This window comes from Pseudorhodobacter sp. E13 (genome assembly GCF_003991405.1).
Classification (GTDB): domain Bacteria; phylum Pseudomonadota; class Alphaproteobacteria; order Rhodobacterales; family Rhodobacteraceae; genus Pseudorhodobacter.
Window position 1 is genome coordinate 168,666 of record NZ_RPEN01000155.1, and the last position, 14,446, is coordinate 183,111.

The 14,446-nt window shown below is 60.9% G+C and carries 17 protein-coding genes and 1 riboswitch; of the genes, 9 read left to right on the forward strand and 8 right to left on the reverse strand.

Annotated features, from left to right (window positions below):
• Positions 1-14: 14 nt before the first annotated feature.
• Complete coding sequence (locus EGN72_RS10565; RefSeq protein WP_158623177.1) at positions 15-500, reverse strand: GNAT family N-acetyltransferase; 486 nt, start codon at positions 498-500, stop codon at positions 15-17.
• Positions 491-1,360 (reverse strand): hypothetical protein, encoded by an 870-nt coding sequence (locus tag EGN72_RS10570; protein WP_127047326.1) that lies wholly within the window; start codon positions 1,358-1,360, stop codon positions 491-493. The genes EGN72_RS10565 and EGN72_RS10570 overlap by 10 nt, the downstream gene beginning before the upstream one ends.
• A 172-nt stretch (positions 1,361-1,532) precedes the next feature.
• On the opposite strand from EGN72_RS10570, the gene miaB reads away from it, so the two are divergent.
• The 8 genes from miaB to metK all read left to right on the forward strand — a co-directional run bounded on the left by miaB (position 1,533) and on the right by metK (position 9,456).
• Positions 1,533-2,855 carry a tRNA (N6-isopentenyl adenosine(37)-C2)-methylthiotransferase MiaB gene (miaB, locus tag EGN72_RS10575; RefSeq protein WP_127047328.1) on the forward strand — a complete coding sequence of 441 codons (1,323 nt, stop codon included), beginning with the start codon at positions 1,533-1,535 and terminating at the stop codon, positions 2,853-2,855.
• A gap of 225 nt (positions 2,856-3,080) precedes the next feature.
• The gene (locus EGN72_RS10580; RefSeq protein ID WP_233587106.1) at positions 3,081-3,623 is read left to right on the forward strand and encodes an OmpA family protein; all 543 of its coding nucleotides are present in this window, start codon (positions 3,081-3,083) and stop codon (positions 3,621-3,623) included.
• Positions 3,624-3,628: 5 nt separating this feature from the next.
• The gene (locus EGN72_RS10585) at positions 3,629-4,015 is read left to right on the forward strand and encodes a hypothetical protein (RefSeq protein WP_127047330.1); all 387 of its coding nucleotides are present in this window, start codon (positions 3,629-3,631) and stop codon (positions 4,013-4,015) included.
• Positions 4,016-4,213: 198 nt separating this feature from the next.
• Positions 4,214-5,233 carry a PhoH family protein gene (locus tag EGN72_RS10590; protein ID WP_199743732.1) on the forward strand — a complete coding sequence of 340 codons (1,020 nt, stop codon included), beginning with the start codon at positions 4,214-4,216 and terminating at the stop codon, positions 5,231-5,233.
• Positions 5,217-5,744, forward strand: a complete 528-nt coding sequence (gene ybeY / locus EGN72_RS10595) for an rRNA maturation RNase YbeY (protein ID WP_127047334.1) — start codon at positions 5,217-5,219, stop codon at positions 5,742-5,744. Before EGN72_RS10590 ends, ybeY begins: the two co-directional genes overlap by 17 nt.
• Positions 5,745-5,763: 19 nt before the next feature.
• Positions 5,764-6,705: a hemolysin family protein gene (locus EGN72_RS10600; RefSeq protein WP_127047336.1), complete on the forward strand. Its 942-nt coding sequence runs from the start codon at positions 5,764-5,766 to the stop codon at positions 6,703-6,705.
• Positions 6,702-8,201: an apolipoprotein N-acyltransferase gene (gene lnt / locus EGN72_RS10605; protein ID WP_127047338.1), complete on the forward strand. Its 1,500-nt coding sequence runs from the start codon at positions 6,702-6,704 to the stop codon at positions 8,199-8,201. Before EGN72_RS10600 ends, lnt begins: the two co-directional genes overlap by 4 nt.
• Before the next feature lie 33 nt (positions 8,202-8,234).
• Positions 8,235-8,282, forward strand: a riboswitch (SAM-SAH riboswitch).
• A gap of 7 nt (positions 8,283-8,289) precedes the next feature.
• Positions 8,290-9,456 (forward strand): methionine adenosyltransferase, encoded by a 1,167-nt coding sequence (metK, locus tag EGN72_RS10610; RefSeq protein ID WP_127047340.1) that lies wholly within the window; start codon positions 8,290-8,292, stop codon positions 9,454-9,456.
• 102 nt (positions 9,457-9,558) lie between these two features.
• On the opposite strand, the gene EGN72_RS10615 is transcribed toward metK, so the two are convergent.
• From EGN72_RS10615 to aroQ, 3 genes are all read right to left on the reverse strand, one after another.
• On the reverse strand, positions 9,559-9,876 hold the full coding sequence (locus tag EGN72_RS10615) for a hypothetical protein (RefSeq protein WP_127047342.1): 318 nt from the start codon (positions 9,874-9,876) through the stop codon (positions 9,559-9,561).
• A gap of 114 nt (positions 9,877-9,990) precedes the next feature.
• The gene (locus tag EGN72_RS10620; RefSeq protein ID WP_127047344.1) at positions 9,991-10,755 is read right to left on the reverse strand and encodes an HpcH/HpaI aldolase/citrate lyase family protein; all 765 of its coding nucleotides are present in this window, start codon (positions 10,753-10,755) and stop codon (positions 9,991-9,993) included.
• A gap of 33 nt (positions 10,756-10,788) precedes the next feature.
• The gene (aroQ, locus tag EGN72_RS10625; RefSeq protein ID WP_127047442.1) at positions 10,789-11,226 is read right to left on the reverse strand and encodes a type II 3-dehydroquinate dehydratase; all 438 of its coding nucleotides are present in this window, start codon (positions 11,224-11,226) and stop codon (positions 10,789-10,791) included.
• A 188-nt stretch (positions 11,227-11,414) separates the two neighbouring features.
• On the opposite strand from aroQ, the gene EGN72_RS10630 reads away from it, so the two are divergent.
• On the forward strand, positions 11,415-12,122 hold the full coding sequence (locus EGN72_RS10630) for a tRNA (guanosine(46)-N(7))-methyltransferase TrmB (RefSeq protein ID WP_127047346.1): 708 nt from the start codon (positions 11,415-11,417) through the stop codon (positions 12,120-12,122).
• 111 nt (positions 12,123-12,233) lie between these two features.
• Here EGN72_RS10630 and EGN72_RS10635 read toward each other — a convergent pair whose 3' ends face one another.
• From EGN72_RS10635 to ispH, 3 genes are all read right to left on the reverse strand, one after another.
• Positions 12,234-12,875: a trimeric intracellular cation channel family protein gene (locus EGN72_RS10635; protein ID WP_127047348.1), complete on the reverse strand. Its 642-nt coding sequence runs from the start codon at positions 12,873-12,875 to the stop codon at positions 12,234-12,236.
• A complete protein-coding gene (gene rnhA / locus EGN72_RS10640) occupies positions 12,872-13,345 on the reverse strand; it encodes a ribonuclease HI (protein ID WP_127047350.1) in 474 nt (157 codons plus the stop codon). Before rnhA ends, EGN72_RS10635 begins: the two co-directional genes overlap by 4 nt.
• A 92-nt stretch (positions 13,346-13,437) precedes the next feature.
• Positions 13,438-14,382: a 4-hydroxy-3-methylbut-2-enyl diphosphate reductase gene (ispH, locus tag EGN72_RS10645; RefSeq protein WP_127047352.1), complete on the reverse strand. Its 945-nt coding sequence runs from the start codon at positions 14,380-14,382 to the stop codon at positions 13,438-13,440.
• Between the last annotated feature and the right edge of the window lie 64 nt (positions 14,383-14,446).

A 14,446-nucleotide genomic window follows, 5' to 3' on the forward strand; every position in this document is an offset into this window, starting at 1 on the left:
CCTGTTGCGCTGCGCTAAAGGTCGAACTGCTTGGCCACGCGGGCAATCACCTTGCCATCCGACAGGGTGGCAGGTTTCCCCGCGCGGTCCTGGCCAAAGCCCATGCGGCTGTAATAGGCCAGCCCGCCGTGATTGTCGCTGCGGATCAGGGCGTTCAGATGTGTCAGCCCCAGCCCCCGCGCCGCTGCCTTGGTCTGTTCAAACAGCGCCGCACCGATGCCTTTTTGCGCATGGCCCAGCCGGGTATAGGTGCCCATCTCGCCCCAACCCTCGGGCAGGTCGCCATAGCGGCCGACCGACTGAAAACCCATCAGCACACCGCCCGCCAGCGCCACATGGCAGCACCAGACCTTATCCCCGATCAAGAACCAGTCGCGCAGCGTGTCAGGGTCCAGCGGCGTTTCGATCGCCGTGGTGCCGCCCTTGGCAATCAGCGCGTTCAACACCTCGGCGGCGGCAAGCGCATCCTCGGCGCGCGCGGGGCGCAGGGTCAGAACCATTGCCCCGGCTCCATCAGCCCCAAATCCATCAATTGCTGGCTGTGCCATTGGAACTTGATGGAATTATGCCATTTGAAATCATGGATGTCATAGCGCGACCCCGGATTGGATTTCAGCGCCTTGGCGGTGCGGAAGGACACGACCGCCGTGGTGATGTTGTGGTGCCACGGGCAGGCGTAGGTGTTGTATTCCTCATCCGAGAAGGTGAAATCCGGGCGCAGGCGCAGCCCCGGTTTGGCGCGGAACACCGCGATCCGGTCGATCTTGCGGCGCGCGGCGGGGATATGTTCCTCAAACCGCCAGCGAAGCCCGCCGAAAAAGTCCAGCTGACGCTCTCGCGGGTGGTTGTGATTGGCCGGATCGGGCCGACCCAAAGCGTAATAGCCCGATTTATCCAGCATCGCGTCTTCCAGCGACACGGCACTGGGGTGCTTGTCCAGATCATCGGCGTAAAGGTCGATCACATAAGACAGCAGGGCATCGCGCCGTTCCTCGGTGTGAAAGGCCAGCAATTCCCGGATGTTGCGTGACTCGCAGAACGGGTGGAACAGATATTCGGCGTTATATCCGTAATAGAACCAAAGCCCCGGCGCCGCCTCGATCAATTGGTTGACAGCTGTCATCATCGCCTCTGGCTGATGGGTCGCAAAATCAATCCGGTGGATTTTGTCTTCGACCGAGGCGGGCAGGTCTATCTCGGGGTTAGCCAGCATCAGCACCGCGCGAAAGCCGATATCGAGATGGTGCAGCAGCGTGCTTTCCACCTCTACCGGGTCTTCGGCCATGATGATGGCGATGGGGCCTTTGGCAAGCACATCGCGCCCTTTGTCCACAAAGGCCGCCAGATTTGAATAACGCATAGTGTCCCCGGTCATTGGCGCGGCGTGCGGCCAGTCTTGCTGCCAAAGGTTAAGGCAGTGCATCGGCCAAAGGCAAGGCCCGCAGGGGGCGCTTGGCCCGTAAAGATGTGCGGCGTTGCGGGGGATGGCCTTGCGGTGTAGAAGGCCAGCGCAATCTGCAAAGGGTGCTGCCATGACCGACGCCAAGCCTATCGGGCCAAAGAAACTGTTCATCAAGACCTACGGGTGCCAGATGAACGTCTATGACAGCGAGCGCATGGCCGAGAGTCTGGGCGCGACGGGGTATGTGCCCACCGATACGGTTGAAGATGCCGATATGGTGTTGATCAACACCTGCCACATCCGCGAAAAAGCGTCGGAAAAGCTGTTTTCCGATCTGGGCCGCCTGCGCCCTGCGAAAGAAGCGAACCCGAACCTGAAGGTCGGTGTGGCGGGTTGCGTGGCCCAGGCCGAGGGCGAAGAGATCATGCGCCGGATGCCCTTGGTGGACCTTGTGGTCGGCCCCCAAAGCTATCACCGGCTGCCAGAGATGGAAGCGCGTGTGCAAGGCGGAGAGCGGGCGATCGACACCGAGTTCCCGCCCGAAGACAAGTTTGACCACCTGCCGGAACGCAAGGCGATGCGCGGCCCCACCGCCTTTTTGACGGTGCAGGAAGGCTGCGACAAGTTTTGTGCCTTTTGCGTGGTGCCCTATACCCGCGGTGCCGAGGTCAGCCGCCCGCCGGAACGGCTGTTGACGGAGGCGCGCAATCTGGCAAGCCGGGGCGTGCGAGAGTTGACACTGCTGGGCCAGAACGTGAATGCTTACCGCGCCGATGGTTACGGGCTTGCGCGCCTGATCCGCGCATTGGCCAAGGTCGAAGGTATCGACCGGCTGCGCTATATGACCAGCCATCCCAATGACATGGAAGATGACCTGATTGCCGCGCATGGCGATTGCCCGGAATTGATGCCCTATCTGCATTTGCCGGTGCAATCCGGCTCTGACCGGATTCTGAAGGCGATGAACCGCAAGCATACGGCTGATGACTATTTGCGCGTTCTGGACCGTGTGCGCGCGGCGCGGCCCGATATTTTGCTGACCTCGGATTTCATCGTGGGCTTTCCCGGCGAAACCGATGAAGATTTTGAGGCGACGCTTTCGCTGATCCGCAAAGTGGGCTATGGCATGGCCTATTCTTTCAAATATTCCGCCCGTCCCGGCACACCTGCGGCGGAAAAGCCGAATGTCGACAGCGCCGTTGCAGATGCCCGCCTGCAAGAAATACAGGCCCTGCTGAGCGCGCAGCAACGCGCGGGGCAAGAGGCAATGGTTGGCCGCGAAGTTGATGTTTTATATGAAAAAGCCGGGCGTCTTCCCGGCCAGATGGTTGGCAAATCCCAGCATCTGCATGCCGTCCATGTTACCGACCCCACGGGCAAGGTGGGGGAGCTTGCGCGCGTGCGGGTCACAGCCGCCGTCACCAATTCCCTCGCGGCAGAGCGTCTGGCCTGAGCGGCGGGCCCAAGGGCAGCTTGGCGTATTGTTTCCAATACCGCCGGTAAACCGAAATCTGGACCGGATTGCAGCAGGGCCCGCAACTATTGGTGTCATGTCGCTGAAAAGGGTCCAGTTTTTGCTTTACAATTCCGGCTGCGGCCTGCAAATCTTTGTGATGATAGTAAAGTCTGCGGAACGCCCGGGGGGGTTACCACTGTGAAAAGACAGTTCAATACAGCGATGAAGATGATGATCGGCGGGGCCGCGCTTGCGCTGGGCCTGACCGGGCCGGGTGCGGTTATGGCGCAGCCTAAGGTCACGGGGCAGATCGAATGGGGTGTATGGGTCGATGATGACGGCTGCATGCATTGGTGGGCGGATGGTGGCCTTGAAGGCTACATGGTGCCGCGCCGCAACCCGAAAACCGGCAAGCCGGTTTGCTTGAAAAAGAACACCTGTCTGGTGGAAAACACCGATACGTTGTTCCAGACCGACAGCCACCACCTGACGGCGCATGGTCGTGCGCGGCTTCAGCAGTTCTTCCAAAGCACCGATGCGTTCGGCTATGCGATCTATGGCCATACCGACAGCCGCGCCTCGCACAGCTATAACCAGCGTCTGTCCGAACGGCGGGCGGCCTCGGTTGCGGCTGTGGCCCGCTCGGTTGGCGCCATGGTTGAACGTCAGATCGGCTTTGGTGAAACCCATCCGATTGCGTCGAATTCCTCTGCTGCCGGAATGCAGAAGAACCGTCGCGTCGAAGTTATTTGCTACAGGTGGTAACGGATATGATCAACGCAATGAAAATGGGCGCAGGTCTTGTTGCCGCTACGGTTCTGTCGGGCTGCGTCGCGGGTGAACACTTCGAAGGAACCGAGCGCTATCGCGGGGCCAGTTCCGTCATCGCGACGGGTCAGGACCAAGGGCGCGATACGGGCGTGTTGAACAATGGCCGCGCAGCCATTGCCTATGACCCGGATGGTTGCCAGAACTGGATCATCGACGATGGTTTGGAAGGCTATTCCTCGCCGCGTTATGACCCGGTATCCGGTCTGCCGATCTGCAATGACTATTACCCGCCGGGCACCGTGATCCGCGATTACCAGTCCAGCACCGAAGGCATCGAGGACCGTGTGTCCGGCCACGGGCGCAAGACAGTGGTTGTGCGTCGCTGATGGTGGCGACACGAAAAACCGGGGCCGCAGCGAAAGCTGCGGCCCTTTTTGCGTTTTTCCGGGGTGCTGGTTTGGCGCGCTTTCGCCTGTCTGTCGCCCAAAAAGCGCGCAGTTTCCGCTTGTTAGAAAATTGTCACTTGTCAGAGGGGCAATGCAGCCCCACACTTAGCTAATAACCGTTGCAAGAAGGAGAATTCCTTGGGCATCAGCGCGCTGACCCCCCCGACACCCCCGCAAGACATTGTAGAAACCCTGATGGAGTTCCCTGACAATCGCTTGCTGATCGACCTTTGTGGCGAATTTGATCGCAATCTTGCACAGATTGAGCATCAAACCGGGGTTCACATCTTGCGACGGGGCAATCGGCTGGCGGTGATCGGGGACAAAGCCTCGCGTGAGTTGGCCTCGGCGGTGTTGTCGGGGCTTTATGCGCGGCTGGAGGCTGGAAAAGGCGTCGAGGCTGGCGACATCGACGGCGCAATCCGCATGGGCCGCCCGATGCCCGACCGAGAGCTTGCCGCGACCGAACAGATCGAAATGTTCTCGGGCGAGAAATACGAGCTGCGCACCCGCAAGAAACCGGTGGAGCCGCGCACCGAGGCGCAGAAAGCCTATGTCGGCAATCTGTTTGACCATGAGCTTGGCTTTGGCATCGGCCCGGCGGGCACGGGCAAGACTTATCTGGCCGTGGCCGTTGGCGTGACGATGTTTCTGGCGGGCGCGGTTGATAAAATCATCCTGTCGCGCCCCGCGGTCGAGGCGGGGGAGCGTTTGGGCTTTCTGCCCGGTGACATGAAGGAAAAGATCGACCCTTACATGCAGCCGCTTTACGATGCGCTGAACGATTTTCTGCCGCAAAAGCAGCTTGCCAAGCTGATGGAGGAAAAACGGATCGAGATTGCGCCGCTGGCCTTCATGCGGGGGCGCACCCTGTCCAATGCCTTTGTGGTGCTGGATGAGGCGCAGAACGCCACGACCATGCAGATGAAAATGTTTCTGACCCGTCTGGGCGAAGGATCGCGCATGGTGATCACGGGCGACCGCACGCAGGTAGACCTGCCGCGCGGCACAGCCAGCGGTTTGGCCGATGCCGAGCGCATCCTGAAAGGGGTTAAAGGCGTCAGCTTCAATTACTTCACCTCCAAGGATGTTGTGCGCCACCCGCTTGTCGCCCGCATCATCGAGGCGTATGAGGCACAGGATGGAGCCTCTGGTTGACACAGTGATCGAAGACCCACGGTGGGACGGGTTCGGCCTGCCCGCCGTGGCAAGCCGCGCCTGCGCTGCGGCGATGGCGCATCTGGGGCTGCCCACGCAGGGCTTTACCCTGTGCCTGATGGGCTGCGATGATGCGCATATCGCCACGCTGAATGCCGATTTTCGTGGCAAGCCCACGCCGACCAATGTGCTGTCATGGCCCTCGGAGGAGCGCGCGGCGGAATATGCAGGCGAGCGGCCAGAGCCGCCGGAACCGGGCGAGGCAGACGATCCCGAAAGTCTTGGTGACATTGCCATCGCATGGGAAACCTGCGCCCGAGAGGCAGAGGCTGCGGGCAAACCCATGGTCGACCATGTGACACATTTGGTGATTCACGGCTTGTTGCATCTTCTGGGCTATGACCACATTGACGACACAGATGCCACATTGATGGAAAACACTGAGATCGCCATACTTGAAACCTTGGGCCTGTCGGACCCATATAAAGAGGCCGCCCCGTTCGCGGGGTGATATTTTCGGAAAAGGACAGATGGGTAGTACGAACAATGGGTCGGTTGCCGCAGCGGATTTGCAAAGCGCGACGGACCAGGATGAAGGCGAGCCTCCGCAACGGGGGTTCTTTGGCAGGATCATTGACGCGCTAAGCCCGTCTGACCCTGTGCAAGACGGTGATGCGCGCCCCGTGCAGGGCCCCCAACGCCCTAGCGCCGCTGCAACCACCCATGGCATCGCCAATCTGCGCAAGTTGCGCGTCGATGATGTGGCCATTCCCAAGGTCGAAATCACCGCCGTCCCTGTGACCATCGGCAAGGAAGAACTGGTCGAGGTGTTCCGCGAAAACGGTTTCAGCCGCGTTCCGGTTTACAAAGGCACGCTGGATCATCCGCTGGGCCTTGTTCTGCTTAAGGATCTGGCGCTGCAATACGGGTTTGCCGGGGCCTCTGGCCGGTTTTCACTGCGCAAACTGCTGCGCCCGATGCTTTATGCCCCGCCGTCCATGCCTGTCGGTGTGCTGCTGCAAAAGATGCAGAAAGAGCGGGTTCACATGGCTTTGGTCATTGATGAATATGGCGGTGTCGACGGGCTTGTCACCATCGAAGACCTGATCGAAACCGTGATCGGTGAGATCGAGGATGAGCATGATGAGGTTGAAGGCGCGCTGTGGAAGGAAGAGCCGCAGGGCGTGTTCCTTGCGCAGGCCAATGCCCCGCTGGACGAATTTGAAAAAGCGCTGGGCCTGACTCTGCGCAACGGCGAGGATGACGGCGATATTGATACGCTGGGCGGCCTTGTTTTCCTGCGCATCGGGCGTATTCCCGCGCGGGGTGAGGTTGTGCCGCATGAAAGCGGGGCGGAGTTTGAGGTTGTCGATGCCGATCCGCGCCGCATCAAGCGTTTGCGGGTGCGCCTTCCCGGTGCGGTCGCGCGCCGCGCGGCAACGGCTGCCGCCTCGGCCACAGCCGCAGAATGAGGCAACGCCTTTTGGGCGCTTGGCCGGGCTGGACTGCTGCCGGGGCCGCCTTTGGCCTTGGCGCGGTCATGGCCTTGGGTCAGGCCCCGCTGGGGTTGTGGTGGCTGACGCTGCCCGCTTTTGCCGCCGCACTCCATCTGATCGCGCAGGCGCAAAGCTGGGGCCGGGCGGCTTGGCTGGGGTGGTTTCTGGGCGGCGGTTATTTTCTGGTGTCGCTGTCATGGATCGTGGAACCCTTTCTGATTGATGCCGAAACCTATGCCTGGATGATCCCTTTCGTTCTGGTGCTGATGCCTTTTGGCATGGGGCTGTTCTGGGCTTTGGCGGCGGGTCTGGGCCACCGACTGCCACAGCGCCTTGCCGCTTTGGCGGTGATGTTCGCCGCAGCGGAGCTGTTGCGCAGCTATCTGTTCACCGGCTTTCCCTGGGCGCTGATTGGCCATATCTGGGTCGATACCCCTGTGGCGCAGCTTGCAGCTTTTGCCGGCCCCATCGGGTTGACACTGCTGACGGCAGCCATTGCCGCAGCCATTGCCAGCGCGCGGGTCGGCCCGGTGGCCGCAGCGGCCCTTGCACTGGGGGGCGCCTATATCTTTGGCGCGGCCACATTGAACACGCCCATCCCGCCGCGCGCCGCCCCCGCAATCGTCCGCCTTGTGCAGCCCAATGCCGAACAGCACTTGAAATGGGAGGCAGATCGCGCCCATTTCTACTTTCAGCGCCAGTTGGACCTGACCGCCGCCCGGAAGGATGGCCCGCCGCCGGATCTTGTTGTTTGGCCGGAAACCTCGGTTCCGTATCTGTTGAACGACAACGAGGGCGTTCTGGCCGCGATTGCGCGTGCGGGGCAGGGGGCGCAGGTGGCGGTGGGTATCCAGCGGGTTGAGGGCAATCGCGGGTTCAACAGCCTTGCGGTGATTTCAGCCGAAGGCCGTGCCACCCATATTTATGACAAGTTCCACCTTGTTCCCTTTGGCGAATATATCCCCTTTGGTGATCTGGCCTTTGATCTGTTCGGCATCTCGGCCTTTGCCGCGCAGCAGGGGGCGGGCTATTCGGCGGGGTCGGGGGCGGCGCTGCTGCCGCTTGGCACGCGGCTTGGCACAGCGCTGCCGCTGATCTGCTATGAGGCGGTGTTTCCGCAAGACTTGCGCGCGGCACCGGGCCGGGCGGATTGGATTTTGCAGATCACAAATGATGCGTGGTTCGGCAAGCTGACGGGCCCGTGGCAACACCTTGCCCAAGCCCGCCTGCGCGCGATTGAACAGGGGCTGCCCTTGCTGCGGGCTGCCAATACCGGTGTCTCGGCGGTGATTGATGCGCGCGGGCAAATCGTCGCACAGATCCCACTGGGCGTGGCCGATTTCCTTGATGCCGCCCTGCCGCCCGCGCTGCCTGCCCCGCTTTATGCCCGCAGTGGCGATGGCCCGATCTTTCTGTTGCTGATCGGACTCGCCGCCTTGATGTTCACCCGCCGCCGCCGCGCAAATGCTTGACTTGGCTGCAGCGCGGGCATAGCGAACCGTTATAAACCGTCACAACGGCTTCCTGGCGTGGCGTGTATAACAAACGGAGCACTTCCCCATGTCACGAAATAATTACGTTTTTACCTCCGAGTCCGTCTCGGAAGGGCACCCGGATAAGGTCTGCGACCGGATTTCCGATGCCATTCTGGATGCTTTCATTGCGATTGAACCGAATGCGCGTGTCGCTTGCGAAACCTTTGCGACCACCAAGCGCGTTGTCGTGGGGGGCGAGGTTGGCCTGTCAGACCCGGACAAACTGCGGGAGATGATGGGCAATGTCGACGGCATCGTGCGCGATTGCATCCGCGACATCGGCTATGAGCAGAAGAAATTTCACTGGGAAACAGTGAAGGTTCATAACTACCTGCACGAACAATCCGCCCATATCGCGCAAGGCGTCGATAAGGATGGCGCGGGCGATCAGGGCATCATGTTCGGCTATGCCTGCCGCGAAACCGATGCGCTGATGCCAGCCCCGATCCAATACAGCCACGCGATCTTGCGGCGCTTGGCCGAGGTGCGCAAATCCGGTCAGGAAAGCACCCTGCGCCCCGATGCCAAAAGCCAGATTTCGCTGCGCTATGAAGATGGCAAGCCGGTGGAGGTAACCTCGATCGTGCTGTCGACCCAGCATGAGCACAAGAAGCAATCCAGCCACGACATCCGCGCGATTGTGGAACCCTATATCCGCGAAGTGCTGCCCGCCTCCTGGATCACCCCCAACACTGAATGGTGGGTCAACCCGACGGGAACCTTTGTCATCGGCGGGCCGGATGGTGACGCGGGCCTGACGGGCCGCAAGATCATCGTGGATACCTATGGCGGTGCGGCCCCGCATGGCGGCGGCGCGTTTTCCGGCAAAGACCCAACCAAGGTTGACCGTTCGGCAGCTTATGCCGCGCGCTATCTGGCGAAAAACGTGGTGGCCGCAGGGCTGGCCGATCGCTGCACCATTCAGGTGTCTTATGCGATTGGTGTGGCCAAGCCGATGTCGATCTATGTCGATACGCATGGCACCGGCAAAGTGCCGGACGCCGAGCTGGAAAAGGCCGTCTGGGGTGCGATGGACCTGACCCCGCGCGGCATCCGCACCCATCTGGGCCTGAACAAGCCGATCTATTCCCGCACCGCAGCTTACGGCCACTTTGGCCGCGCGCCGGAAGCAGACGGTGGGTTTAGCTGGGAAAAGACCGACCTCGTCGATGCACTGAAAAAGTCGTTCTGATTAGAGTTGGACCGAAATGAAAAAGCCCCGCGATAGCGGGGCTTTTTTGTGTTTCGAGGGGCTGCCAGGTAGGGGGGAACAACCCTTCGTGATGACACCAAATTATTCGCTTACCTTCGACCGTGGTCGATCAAAAACGCGATTGGCTTTTCCGTTCACCGGTCGATATTCGACCAAATCTCCGTTTCCGTCAGAAAGATAGAGGCTACCGCAAGTGTTGCACTCCCACGCCAAACGACTGGTTTCTGCGCGTCTGACACGCATACACAATGTTTCTCGATCTTCGTCTTTACTTTCAATGGCCTCATCAATGGCATTCAGAAAATCAAAATAGGTCTTATCACCAATAATATGGGCTTTGCAGGATAGGTAATCCGTTTGATCCAGTATGATCGCACCACAAGAGCAATGGATTTTCATAGCTTGATGCCATTTTCCAATTGAACGCCACTATTGGGAAATACTTTGGCGGTGGCATCCGATCCATTTAATCCGTTCTCTGAGGCAGGATGGTCTTTTCGCGGATTCACCACCCTACCCCTTCCACTCTTTCACCAAGGCTTTGCATCCCGCCAGCATCACACCGATATCCAGCCCCACGGCGGTAAAAGTGGTTCCTGCCCCTACTGCTTCTCGCAGAAAGGCAGGGTCGGCGCTTAATATTCCCGCCGCCTTGCCCGTGGCCTTTATCCGCCGCACGGCATCCAGAATGGCGGCTTTCACCTCTGGGTGGCCCAACTGCCCCGGAAAACCCATGGAGGCGGCCAGATCGGCAGGGCCGATGAACAGGCCATCCACGCCCTCCACCGCCGCAATCGCTTCTATCTGGTCGAGCGAGGCTTTGGTTTCCACCTGCACCAGCAAGCAAATCTCGGCATTCGCACGGGCGGTATAGTTCGGAATCGCGCCAAACCGGCTGGCCCGCGACAGGCCGGAAACACCGCGCATACCATGTGGCGGGTAAAGCACGGCGGCAACGGCGGCGCGGGCTTCCTCGGCTGTTTGCACATAGGGAACAAGGATCGTCTGCGCCCCTGCATCCATGATCCGCTTGATCTCTACCGCGTCATTCCAGCCGGGGCGGACGCCGGCATGGGTGGGGTAGGGGGCCATGGCCTGCAACATCGCCTGCACCTGCGCGGGATCATTTGGCGTGTGTTCGGTATCGACCATCACCCAGTCAAACCCACAGGTCGCCACCGCCTCGGCCGAAGCGGCATTGGCAATGGAAACCCAAAGCCCGATCTGCTGCTGCCCCGCTTTCAGCGCGGCCTTGAAGTGGTTTTTCGGCAAGTCCATCGCAGTATCCCCCTTAGGCGCCTTTGCGCAGGTTCAGGCCAAAAGCGTGGCCAGGCGCCGGATCGCGGCCTGATAGCCTTCGGTCCCCAAACCCGCGATCACCCCTTCGGCCCGCAACGAGACATAAGAGTGATGCCGAAACGACTCGCGCTTGTGGACGTTAGAGATGTGAACCTCGATCACCGGGCCGTCAAACGCGTTCAGCGCGTCCAGAATGGCAACGGATGTATGGGTAAAGGCCCCGGGGTTGATCACGATTCCGGCGGCTTTCTCGCGCGCCTCATGGATCTTGTCGATGATCGCGCCCTCATGGTTGGATTGAAACCCCTCAACCGCCAAACCCAGCCCTTGGCCCAAAGCCGTGCAATCGCGCAGCACGTCTTCCAGCGTCTCCCGCCCATAGATTTTCGGCTGGCGCTTGCCCAACAGGTTCAGGTTCGGGCCGTTCAACAAATAGATCGTCTTCATCAGGGGCATACTCCGGCAGTGTCCGGGTCAAGCTTCGCCCCGCCCAATCGGAAATGCAACGGCCCCCATTCATCTATTCCCAAATATCCGCGCCGCAGGCCCCGGCCGGCCACAGCCACAGCCACAGCCACAGATGCTTGACGCGCCGCGCCCCACGGGCTACCCCCGCCGCGCCAACCAAAGGGGGCGCCATGACCAACGATGACAGCAAAACCACGCCAGAGCGCCGCAATTTCTATGGCCGCCACCATGGCAAGACCCTGCGTTCCAGCCAAAAGGCCTATCTGGCCGAAGACCTGGAGGCGCTGCGCCCCAAAGGCACCAGCCGCGCCGATAACCCGGCCCGCAAACCCGTGGACCCGCACAGCTTCTTTGCCGATGGCCGCCCCCTGTGGCTGGAAATCGGCTTTGGCGGGGGGGAGCATTTGGTCCATATGGCGGCGCGCTATCCGGATGTGGGCATCATCGGTTGTGAACCCTTTGTGAACGGGGTTGCGATGCTGTTGGGCAAGATCCGCGCAGCAGGCGTCAGCAATCTGCGCGTCCACCCCGAGGATGTGCGCGAATTGTTCGACATCCTGCCGGATGCCTGTATCGACAAAACCTTTCTGAACTATCCCGACCCTTGGCCCAAAGCCCGCCACCACCGCCGCCGTTTCGTGACACCGAACCACCTGCTGCCCTTGGCGCGGGTGATGAAACCGGGGGCAGAGTTTCGCGTGGCCACGGATATTGACGATTACGTCCGGCAAACGCTGGAAGAGGTGCCGCCCGCCGGGTTTGACCTGATCAGTCAATCGGCGACGCCATGGGCGGATTGGATTTCGACCCGCTATGAACAAAAAGCCATCCGCGAAGGCCGCCCGCAGCATTACCTGACCTTCCGTCGCCAAGGCTGATCGCGCAGAAGGGGGCGCTCCCGCCATTCGTTGCTACCGCGTGCCGCGGCAGCGCCTCAAGGTTGGGCCGGGCCGCCCGCTGGCGCGGGCGGCGGTAGCACCCGGACAGGCTTATTTTTGCTTGGGGTTCTCGGGGCGCGGTGGTTTGGTTTTATAGACGGGCAAGCGCCAGCCGAAAGCAATACTGCCTGCGCGCAAGGTGAAGGTTACGCCCGCGCAGGCCAAAAGCGCCCAACCCGGCGGGTGGCCCAGCGTGACAACCGCCACCGCCACACCCGCCCCTGCAAAAGCGGCGGTCGCATAAATCTCGCCTTGCTTGAGAACCAGCGGCACCTCATTGCAGACCACATCGCGCAGCAAACCGCCAAAGCAGCCCGTGGCCACACCCATCACCATGACCACGGCCCAGTGTTGGCCCATTCCCATCGCCACACCCACACCAGCGGGCACTGCAATCGCCAAAGCAAAAGCATCCAGCCAGACAATCGCGCGATAGCGACTTTCCAACAGATGCGCCCCCAGAAACACCACCACCGCAGCCCCAACGGCTGCCAGCAGGATCGACGGATCAGAGATCCAGAACACGGCATCCCGGTTCAGCAACACATCACGGATCGTCCCGCCGCCCACCGCCGTCAGGCATGCGATGAAGATGAAACCAACCAGATCAAGCTGACTGCGCGAGGCCACCAACGCCCCCGTCAGCGCAAACACCGCCACCGAGGCGATATCCAAAACACCCAGCAGCGTCACTTCGCGGCCTCGGATTTGGCGGGCTTGAACGGCGCCATCCCGGCGCGCGCCAATTCATCGGCGCGCTCGTTTTCGGCATGGCCCGCATGCCCCTTGATCCAGCGCCATTCAACGTCATGGCGCTGCCGCGCTGCATCCAGCCGTTGCCAAAGATCTACATTCTTGACCGCCGATCCCGCCGCCGTGCGCCAGTTCTTGCGCTTCCAGCCTGCCAACCATTCAGTGATGCCGTTTTTGACATAAGCGCTATCGGTCACAAGCACGATCTTGGACGGGCGTGCCAAAGCCTCCAGCGCCGAAATGGCAGCCATCAATTCCATGCGGTTATTGGTGGTATCCGCCTCGCCGCCCTGCAAGCTGCGTTCCTTGACGATGGTTTCACCATCGCGCGCCAACATCAAAACGCCCCAACCGCCCGGGCCGGGGTTCCCCGAACAGGCCCCATCGGTATAGGCAAAAAGCTCTGGCATCGGCACACTCCTCTTTGCTTCCGTCTATGCAGCGCCTCGCAAAAGGTCAACGCAGAGACGGCCAGCGGAAGCGGCAATCGCGCGGCGGTTGGTCAGACAGGCTCGCGCAGCAGGCGCGGCACCTTGAACTCCACATTCTCCTGCGCGGTTTCAACCACATCCACCGTGACATCATAGCGGGCGCGGAACGCGTCAATCACCTCATTGATCAGCACCTCAGGCGCGCTGGCCCCGGCAGTGATCCCCACAGCGCGGATACCTTCCAGCGCGCGCCAGTCGATATCGGCGGCGCGTTGCACCAGTTGGGCATAGGAACAGCCCGCCGCGCGCCCGACCTCAACCAAGCGCTGCGAATTGCTGGAATTTGGCGCACCGATCACCAGAATCGCCTGCACCTTCGGCGCGATGGCCTTGACTGCTGCCTGACGGTTGGTGGTCGCATAACAAATGTCTTCCTTATGCGGACCAACAATCGCGGGAAACCGCGCCTGCAAAGCCGCAACGATCCCGGCAGTGTCATCAACCGACAAGGTTGTCTGGGTGATATAGGCCAGCTTGCCCGCATCGCGCACCTGCAATCGCGCCACATCGGCCTCTGTCTCGACCAACAAAACCTCGCCTTCGGGCAGTTGACCCATGGTGCCGATGGTCTCGGGATGGCCTGCGTGACCAATCATGACCATCTGCAAACCCTCCGCCGAATGGCGCGCAGCTTCATTGTGAACCTTGGTCACAAGCGGACAAGTGGCATCAACCGCAATCATCTGCCGGGCCTGCGCCGCCGCCGGCACCGATTTCGGCACACCATGCGCGGAAAAGATCACAGGGCGATCATCGGGACATTCCGACAACGCCTCAACGAAAACCGCGCCTTTGGCCCGAAGATCATCAACCACGAACTTGTTGTGAACGATCTCATGCCGCACATAAACCGGCGCACCCCATTTCTGCAACGCAAGCTCGACGATCTTGATCGCCCGGTCCACGCCTGCACAAAACCCGCGCGGAGCGGCAAGATAAAGGGTCAGGGGCGTCATCACTCTCTCCGTTTTGGCTTGTGCTACAGGTAAGGCCCGGCAAAGCACAGGTCCAGCCCGCAGC